At 56.1% G+C, this 9,530-nt stretch carries 6 protein-coding genes; 5 read left to right on the forward strand and 1 reads right to left on the reverse strand.

The genetic code is table 11. From position 1 onward, the window contains the following. Positions 1-457 precede the first annotated feature (457 nt). A complete protein-coding gene (locus ACW9H9_RS27640; protein WP_457346531.1) occupies positions 458-1,165 on the forward strand; it encodes an SDR family NAD(P)-dependent oxidoreductase in 708 nt (235 codons plus the stop codon). A gap of 273 nt (positions 1,166-1,438) precedes the next feature. Then, entirely contained in the window at positions 1,439-2,848 is a 1,410-nt protein-coding gene (locus ACW9H9_RS27645; RefSeq protein ID WP_457346532.1) for an MFS transporter, read from the forward strand. A gap of 7 nt (positions 2,849-2,855) precedes the next feature. Here the strand turns inward: ACW9H9_RS27645 and ACW9H9_RS27650 are convergent, their stop codons facing one another. After that, on the reverse strand, positions 2,856-3,941 hold the full coding sequence (locus tag ACW9H9_RS27650) for an NAD(P)H-dependent flavin oxidoreductase (RefSeq protein WP_457346533.1): 1,086 nt from the start codon (positions 3,939-3,941) through the stop codon (positions 2,856-2,858). Between the two features lie 315 nt (positions 3,942-4,256). On the opposite strand from ACW9H9_RS27650, the gene ACW9H9_RS27655 reads away from it, so the two are divergent. The 3 genes from ACW9H9_RS27655 (at position 4,257) to ACW9H9_RS27665 (ending at position 9,259) form a co-directional block, all read left to right on the forward strand. Further along, positions 4,257-5,288, forward strand: coding sequence for a GlxA family transcriptional regulator (locus ACW9H9_RS27655; RefSeq protein WP_457346534.1), 1,032 nt, complete (start codon positions 4,257-4,259; stop codon positions 5,286-5,288). A 257-nt stretch (positions 5,289-5,545) separates the two neighbouring features. After that, a complete protein-coding gene (locus tag ACW9H9_RS27660) occupies positions 5,546-8,371 on the forward strand; it encodes a 2-oxoglutarate dehydrogenase E1 component (RefSeq protein ID WP_457346535.1) in 2,826 nt (941 codons plus the stop codon). A 120-nt stretch (positions 8,372-8,491) separates the two neighbouring features. After that, positions 8,492-9,259 carry a metallophosphoesterase gene (locus tag ACW9H9_RS27665; RefSeq protein ID WP_457346536.1) on the forward strand — a complete coding sequence of 256 codons (768 nt, stop codon included), beginning with the start codon at positions 8,492-8,494 and terminating at the stop codon, positions 9,257-9,259. Positions 9,260-9,530 lie beyond the last annotated feature (271 nt).

The raw sequence follows: 9,530 nt of genomic DNA on the forward strand, positions 1-9,530 counted from the left end.
CGTTTGAAGTGTAGACGAATTACTCAGAAATTTATTTCGCGAACAGCACACTAGGAGCGGCCAGCATCAGCCAAAGTCAGGCATCCGTGAATGTCCACTTCCGGCCAAAAGCGGTCGTTCGACCACTAGCGTCATCATCAATTCGCTCGACTCCAGCATTTACAAGGTGACGTGTTGAGCCTGGGGCAATAGCGACCACTCAGCTATCGAAGTCTTGGTGCGGCAACTGTTCGACATTTCAAATATAAAAATCTGGGGATTTTGGGGTGGTGACAAAAAATGCACAAAAAATGTCCGAAAACCATCACAGCTATCGCTTCGAAAAAAAACCATAACTCCTAAAATTTACTCGTTGGTAGTGAAAAAAATCACTGGTACTGCCGGTTACAGCTGCCGCCGAAGAAGCCGTCGGCGCAATCAGCCTTGAGCCCAAACTACCTATTTTTCGGAGTAAAGCATGAGTGCATCACAAAAAGTTGTCGTCGTTACTGGCGCGTCGCAAGGCATCGGCGCTGAAGTCATGAAGGCATTTCGAAAGCTCGACTACCGCGTCGTCGCGACCTCTCGCACGATCAAGCCGTCGGACGATCCGAACATCCTGGCGGTAGCAGGTGATATCGGTGATCCGGTGACCGCCCAGCGCGTCATTTCCGAAGGTGTCGCGCGATTTGGTCGGATCGACACGCTGGTGAACAACGCCGGTATATACATCGGCAAACCTTTCACCGAGTACACCACCGAAGACTACAACGCTGTCATGAACGTGAATATGGCTGGCTTCTATCACATCACCAAACTGGCCATCGCCGAAATGGAAAAGCATTCGAGCGGCCATGTGGTCACTGTTACCGCCAGCATCGACAACGGCATCAGTGGTGCGCATATGGCACTGGCGGCGATGACCAAGGGTGGTTTGAACGCTGTCACCAGAGCGTTGGCAATTGAATATGCCCAGCAGGGCATACGCGTGAACGCCGTCGCGCCGGGTGTCACCAAGACGCCTATGCATCCCGCGGAATACCACGACATGCTGGGCAGTTTCCATCCGCTGGGCCGCATGGGCGAAGCTAGCGAAGTCGCCAGCGCCGTCGTATTCCTGGACTCAGCAGAGTTCATCACGGGAGAAATCCTGCACGTTGACGGTGGCCAGAGCGCCGGTCGGTAAAGGTCGCCAACGAAGCCCTTTGCGTCAAACGCGAAGGGCTCCCCATGACTCTTTGTGCAAGGGACAAACTTTAATGTTTCGGGCTCAGTTCACCCCTAACAAAGACTGATTTGCCCGCCCTCCTTTTCGCAGCCGCTAGCCGCGCCTTCCCTGAACCGCCGAAAAAACATTCCCACCGAGGGGAGTGTCCGACTTAGTCGTTCCGTTGCGTTAGCAGGAAGACGTTTATTTAGATTCAGGCTTGCATGTTTCTGCATGTCTACAGGAAACAAGATGCGTACAACCTTAAACCCGACGTCGATGCACAGGTCACTGGCGGTGATGCTAGCCAGCAGCTTCGCTTTTATCATCGTCCAACTGGATGTCACCATCGTCAATGTCTCACTACCCAAGTTGCGCGAGGAGCTGGGGGCCGAAGTCAGCGCCCTGCAGTGGGTGATCGATGCCTACACGCTGGGCTTTGCCACGTTTCTGCTGTCGGCCGGGGTGATGGGCGATAAATTCGGCTCCAAGCGCATGTTCCTGGGGGGCTTCGCCCTGTTTACGCTGGCCTCCATCGCCTGCGCGATGGCACCTTCGGTGATGGCGCTGAGCGTGGCGCGGGCCGCGCAAGGGGTAGGCGCGGCGTTGCTCGTACCCAATTCACTGGCCATCCTCAATGCCACCTATGGCCATGATAAAAACAGGCTGGCCAAGGCGATCGGTTGGTGGACGGCGGCCGGCGGCGTGTCCATCGCGGCCGGCCCTGTGATCGGCGGCCTGTTGCTGTCGATGACGGGCTGGCGAAGCATTTTCTGGGTCAATGTGCCGATCTGCATGATCGGTTTCGCGCTGACGTATTACGTCGTACCGCGCATGGTAAGTAAGGAACCGTCGCGCCACTTTGACCTGCTGGGCCAACTGCTATCGGTGCTCGCGCTGATCGGCTTTATTGGTGCGGTGATCGAGGTCCACGCACTTGGCTTTTCCAGCCTGGTGGTGCAAGTCGGCTTTGCGATGGCCGTCGTCGCCGGCGGCGCCTTCCTAATGGTCGAGAGCCGCGTTCGCGCGCCGATGCTGCCGCTGACACTGTTCCACAGCCTGCGCTTTTCGGGCGCAGTGCTGTTTGGCGTGCTAGCCAACTTTACTTATTACGGTTTAATTTTCGTGCTCAGCTTCTACCTGCAAAAAGTGCGCAGCTATACGGTGATGGAGACAGGCCTGACCTTCCTGCCGCTGACCGGGACGGCCTTTTTTTCCAACATCGCCGTCGGCCGCCTGTCGGCGCATACCGGGCTAAGTTCGCTCATGGTGGGTGGCGGCCTGATCGGTTGCGCAGGCTACGTGCTGCTCGGCACCTTCGGTATCTCGGACCATGCGACTTTCCTCGACATGCTTCCAGGTCTGGCGCTGATCCCAATCGGTATGGGTTTCGCAGTGCCGGCCATGACAACTGCGATCCTGTCCAGCGTCGAACGGCACCAAGCGGGGACGGCGTCGGCCGTGCTGAACACTGCGCGCCAAGTGGGTGGAGCGACCGGGGTCGCCCTCTTTGGCGCCATCGTAGCGGACGGCACCGACGCGGCCATCACGGACGGCGTGCAGAACGCATTGCTGATCTCGGCTGCGCTCTTGCTGGTGGCGGTGGCCATTGCATTCTGGAGCCGCGCCGGCACGACGGCACTAGTGGCGCAGCCGCGCTAAATCCTCATCACTCATTCAAACAGTGTTTGCGCAGAATATTTGGCGTTTCTCTGACGAGTTCCTCCATCAAGTCGCGTGCCTTGTCGTGACGAATCAAAGAGGCGGATTGCCCTGCCGAAAAGGAACCAAAATCCTCGCGGTCGTGTATGCGCCCCAGCCTTGAGAGATTGCCCATGAACCAGGCTTGGAGAGGATAAGGAGCAATTTTTGTACTGCTTTGACTCAGCTCAATCGTCATTCGGTTCGCGATGCTTCTGGCCAGGCGCCCGGTGAACGCTTTCGTCAGCGTCGTCGCTCCAGAGTGGCTCCCGCGTAGAGCGCGCTGATGGTATGCACTCGCCGCTGATTCTTTACAGGCAAGAAACGCCGTGCCGATCTGAACGCCGTGAGCCCCCAACGCCAAGGCTGCCGCCACACCGCGCGCATCCGCTACGCCACCAGCAGCAATCACGGGAATTGCCACGTTGTCCACGACTTGAGGAACCAGGGAGAAGATGCCCGTCAGCGACTCTTCAGCCGATTTCAGGAACGACCCTTTATGCCCACCGGCTTCGAACCCTGACGCAACAATGCAATCGACGCCCGCCGTTTCCAATGCCTTGGCTTCCTCCACCGTAGTCGCGGTGCCCATGGTCAAAATACCCAACGACTTGCAGGCAGCCAACACAGCAGCAGAAGGAATGCCGAAAACGAAACTGAATACTGGTGGTTTGATTTCCAGGATGGCATCCAGCTGGTCGCCCACGTCAGGAATGAAACTCTCTGGCGCGGTCGGGACCTCCTGTCCAAGTTCGGCGTAGTACGGACGCAACAACTCGCCTGCTTGACGAACATCGGCAGGACTTGGGCTCGTCTCTTGCGTGTTGGACATCCAGAGGTTGATGGCAAAGGGTTGACTCGTCGCATGCCGAATCTGTCGGGCTAATTCGATCATTTGCGCCGGTTCAAGTGACTGCATACCAAAAGATCCCAGACCTCCGGCGTTGGATACGGCACTGACCAGTTCAACGGATGACGGGCCGCCACCAAAGGGGCCTTGAATTATCGGGTATTTGATACCCAAGCGTTTTGTTGCGGGCGTCTCGTACCACATCGGTATCAACTCCATTTCGTCTGCGTATTCACAGGCAGGACAACTCTGCATCCGAAAACCTGCTCGAGGAGTCGCTAGCGTAAAAGCAAATCGAGAAACGCCGATTTTTGGCTCTTGCACTTTCCGGTCATTCTGCCGCCGTTTCTGGCCATTTCTGACGAGGACTGGCGAAACGCTTGAGATCTGCAAGTCCTGTCACAAAGATTTGTCCCCGCCCGCTATGCCGCTCAGCGAGGAACGTTGCGCAAAGTGCTATTGCGGATCAAATTAAAGGAAATAGGTCAGCCAACCAGAAATGGTCGCATGAAGGTTCAGATGAAACTTGCATTGGTTGTTTTCAATGGTGTCCAGTCACTGGATGTCGCAGGCCCGCTAGATGTCTTTGCCGAAGCAAATTCATTTCTGCCGGAGGGGCAGCGCTATGACGTTTCCATGGTTGGGGTTCAGCCGGGCAACGTTCGGTGCTCGAACGGTATGGAGATCGCCGTTCCCTATCACTATCAGGACTATCCGGGGCAATGCGATCTGCTGCTCGTGGCCGGTGGTCCGAGGATGCCGGACGCGCGCCCGGACGGGGAGTTTCTGGATTGGCTTCGCGATCAGGCGCGAGGCTCACGCCGGTTTGGATCGGTGTGCAACGGCGCCTTTCTGCTGGCCCATGCCGGCTTGCTGGATGGGCGGGAAGTGACGGCCCACTGGAATGACGTCCAGCGACTGGAAGATCAGTTCCCCCTCGCCCTGGTGCGGCGGGACAAGATTTTCGTGCGCGACTCCAACCTGTTCACCTGCGCTGGCGTATCGGCCGGCATAGATTTATGCCTGTCATTGGTCGCGGAGGACTGGGGCAGCGAACTGGCCGTCACTGTTGCCAAACGCCTGATTGTTTACATCCACAGAGAAGGTGGACAGTCACAATCGAGCCCGTTCCTAGCCTTGCGCCCCGAAGAGAATTCCATCGTAACGACGGTAATGCGTTATGTAACCCAGCACATCAGTGAAGCGATATCGATGGAGCAACTGGCGAATGCGGTCTCGGTGAGCCGCCGCACTTTTTCGAGAATTTTCGCCAAATACGCGGCAGTTACACCTGCAGTATTTGTCGAACAAGTTCGGGTCGACCACGCGCGAAAAATGCTCGAAGACACAGACGCCCCACTAAAGACAATTGCGTTCAACTGCGGTTTTCGTAATTCAACTCATATGCGCATGATTTTTTCACGACGTTTAAATACCACGCCGAAAGAATATCGAAGCAACTTCAGAAACACCGAGAAGCGCGCAAAACCCATCAATAAGAAAGTCTCGCAGACTATCAAGCGTGCCACCCACGAAAACGAGGCAGCGTAGCGAACGCAAGCACTGGCGGCGGGCGCTTGAACCCCAACAATGCTGCCAGCGTTCGTTTGCATCAACCTTATAAAGTAGCGCTTTCAGGCCAGTTTTAATCACTTTCAGGCCAAATACGAACGGCTTCTGTACGGATGGATGACTGGCCGAGAATCGCTATTTATTGGCCTTCAAACGCAGCACCTATAACGTTTAAAAAGTTACTTCTTCGTTAGCATCGCTCTCACTATCCGAGAGCAACGAAGCGAGGAGTCATGATGCAAAGTCAAGTAACTTCAGTCTTACATGGCGGGAACGCCTCCTATGTTGAAGAGTTATATGAGCAGTTTCTTGCTGACTCCTTGGCGGTGCCGGATCAATGGCGCAACTATTTTGAATCGCTTCGATTGCCCCTCGGTAATGATGAGTTCCATGCAGATGAAATCGCACACGCCCCGATAGTCGAGCAGTTTGCGCAGCTTGCGCGTTCCGGGCGCCAGCCTGTGTCGGGTGCGTCGCCAGACCTGGACACGGCTCGCAGACAATTGGCCGCTCAATCGCTGATCACCGCGTTTCGAAGGGGCGGCGCACGTCGGGCTGACATCGACCCTCTGCGTTGGGCGCCTTCGCCGCCAATTCCGGAGCTGTCGCCGGTGTTTCACGGGCTGGACAGCGCCGACCTGAGCAAAAAAATCGACCTGCCGGGCCATCATTTCTGGAAAGGTGAAGCGTCTATCGCAGAACTGGTGTCCGCACTGGAGGTAACGTACTGCGGAACGCTGGGCACAGAGTTCATGTACTTGAGCGACCCGTTGCAACGCGACTGGTGGCAGAACCGGCTTGAGTCCACCCAAGCAAAACCTGCGCTCGGCCCCGGGGGAAAACGACATATTCTGGAGCGTCTTTCGGCGGCGGAAGGGTTTGAGAAATACCTGCATATTCGCTACACCGGGCAAAAGCGTTTTTCGCTGGAGGGCGGTGAATCCTTGATTGTCCTGCTGGATGAGCTCATCCGCCATGGTGCAAAAACGGGTGTGCGCAATATCGTGATGGGTATGGCTCACCGGGGTCGTTTGAACGTTCTGGTGAACACGGTTGGCAAGCCGCCGGCTTATCTGTTCGACGAGTTCGAGAACAAGGCGGCGAATGTACTGCCCGCGGGAGATGTGAAATATCACAAGGGCTTCACGGGAAACATAGAAACCCCGGACGGCGCAGTGAAGGTGGTTTTGGCCTTCAACCCTTCTCACCTGGAAATCGTCAATCCGGTTGTACAGGGCATGGCGCGGGCTCAAATGGAGCACTACGAAGCGTCCCGCCGTGACGCCGTACTCGCGGTGGAAATTCATGGCGATGCGGCGATTTCCGGACAGGGGATTGTCATGGAAACGCTGAACATGAGTTCCACCAAAGGGTATGGCACCGGCGGAACCGTGCATATCGTGGTGAATAATCAGATTGGCTTTACCACCTCTGATCCACTGGAAACCCGATCCTCGTTTTACTGCACCGACATTGCCAAAATGATTGAGGCGCCGGTGTTGCACGTCAACGCGGACGATCCCGAGGCCGTTGTGCATGCCGTACAGCTCGCACTGGATTTTCGCAAAACCTTTGGCAAAAGCGTCTTCATCGACCTAGTCTGTTTCAGACGCCACGGCCATCAGGAACAAGACACCCCGAGCATTACTCAGCCGTTGATGTACCGCTCGGTCAGTGCCCATCCGGGAGTGCGTCAAATCTACGCCAACAGACTCGTCGCCTCGGGGCTGGTCACTGATGAGCAAGTGTTGTCCATCTCCCAGGCTTATCGCGACCGTTTGGAAAATGCTCAAATCGACGCGATAAAGGAAAGTGGTAAAGACACCTCCCTGGCCATCGACCTGGAACCTCAACACTCCCAAAAACTCGACGTCGACTTCTATTCGGCGCCGACGCTGGAGCAAATCAAGGCCCTCGCTGCGCATATCTCCGAGCTTCCGGCGGACTTCAAATTGCATCCCCTGGTCGCCAAAGTCATCAATGGCCGGCACGACATGGCTACCGGTGCTAAACCGCTGGATTGGGGCATGGCTGAACACCTTGCATTCGCATCCGTATTGTCAGCCGGAGTCGATGTCCGGCTGAGTGGCGAGGACAGCGAGCGAGGCACATTCAGCCATCGCCACGCGGTCGTGAATCCGCAGAATCGCGAAGTACGTGGGCAAGGTAAATACCGACCGCTTGATCATGTAGCTCCAGGTGAGCAAGGTCATTTCACGGTCATCAATTCGGTGTTGTCCGAAGCGGCGGTCCTGGCCTTTGAATACGGCTACACCATCGCCCGTCCTGACGCCTTTGTGCTTTGGGAGGCGCAATTTGGCGATTTTGCCAACGGCGCCCAGGTCGTCACCGATCAATTCATTGCCGCTGGTGCGGCCAAATGGGGCCAGCAAAGTGGATTGACCCTGTTGTTGCCTCACGGTCAAGAAGGTCAGGGCCCGGAGCACGCCTCAGCCAGGCTGGAGCGCTACCTGCAATTGTGTGCGCAAGACAACATGCGAGTTGCCCAACCGACGACGCCAGTGCAGTTCTTCCATTTACTGCGACGCCAGGCTTTGTACTCGTCTCCCCGGCCACTGATTGTGATGACACCGAAATCCACGTTGAGGCATCCAGAGGCTGTGAACGCGCTTGAAGAATTCACCAAAGGTTCTTTCAAAGAGGTGATGGGCGAGCCGTTTACCACGGTGGCGCAAGATCATAAGGTGACCCGCGTGATCGTCTGCTCGGGAAAAATCTACTATGACCTGTTGGCACAGCGTCGTGCGACCAATGCCGAACACATCGCGTTGGTTCGCCTGGAGCAACTCTTTCCGTTTCCTTACGAGGCGCTGGCTGAAGAACTCGAACGTTACAGCAACCTGAAATCGGTGGTCTGGTGCCAGGAGGAAGCCCGCAATCAAGGCGCCTGGAAGTTCGTCGATGATTATCTGAGGGACATCATCCCGCCAGCAGTCTCGCTGCGTTACGCTGGCCCTGCGCCAGGTGCGTCCACTGCGCCAGGGAACATGGCGATGCACCTTGAGCAGCAGCGCCTGGTTATTCAAAGCGCGTTTGCTTAAGGAGCACTCGATAACCCTCTCGTCGCCAGCGTTGTGGCGAGGGGGGTGTCAGGCTTGTCGCAAACGCTGATCAACGGGTAGTTTGAACGCGTTGCAAGCCAATCAGACGGGAGTTGCTCAATGCGCATTGCTTTACTGTCCGACGTCCACTTGTCCGTCAATTCATTACCTTTTCCCGAGGTGAATGCCGATGTCGTGGTGCTTGCTGGCGATATTTCCCGGCCTGCTGCGGCCATTGACTGGGCCAGGCCCTGTCCCGCTCCGATCGTGTACGTCGCGGGTAATCATGAGTTTTACGGCAGCGACCTGGTCTCCACCTACGAGCAATTGAACCGACTGGCACAAGGCACGCAGATTCACGTATTGGAGCGTTCGGAATACGTCCAGGACGGTGTACGTTTTCTTGGCTGCACCTTGTGGTCGGACTATCGTTTGTTCGATCGCGCAGAGGAGCGGGCATTGGGCATTGATATGGCCAGCAATCTCATCCGGGATTTCAGCCACATCAAGATCTCCCCGGACTTCCCGGACCTGTTCACGCCGGCCGTGTCCCAGCTGATTTTTTTACAGACAGTCGCCTGGCTGGATGAATGCTTCACTCGCGATAACACCATTCCCACCGTGGTGGTTTCCCACTTCGCGCCCGCACGACCAAGCATCACCCCGGCTTTTGCAAGCTCGCCGATCAACTCGAGTTTCGTTTCAGACCTCGAAGAGCGGATCAAAGACTGGCAACCAGCGCTTTGGCTACATGGTCACACACACAGTAGCTTTGACTATCGAGTGGGCAAAACCCGCGTCCTTTGCAATGCCCGGGGCTATGTAAAAAACGGCATCAATGAAAACCCTGGTTTTGAGGACTCATACGTGATTGAACTGGATATCTGAAGGCTTCGCACAGATCAAAAGATCCAGTGTACAAAACCACCTCAACAACCTCCGTCTTGCCGATGTGCAATCGGGCCGTATCGGTATCCGACGACTTTTCGTATTAAACCTGGTCCGGACCGTTCTCGTGGGTGGCCGGCCCCAGGGCGGAGGTAGTAAAAACCAGGCTCAATGGGACCCCAGACGGCAGTCTGATTAAGTTGAGCGTTTGCTCCTTGGATCGTGTCCCTGGAAGTGGTGTAACTGAACCAACCGAAGGCGCCCTGTAGGC

This window comes from Pseudomonas sp. SDO5215_S409 (assembly GCF_054071325.1).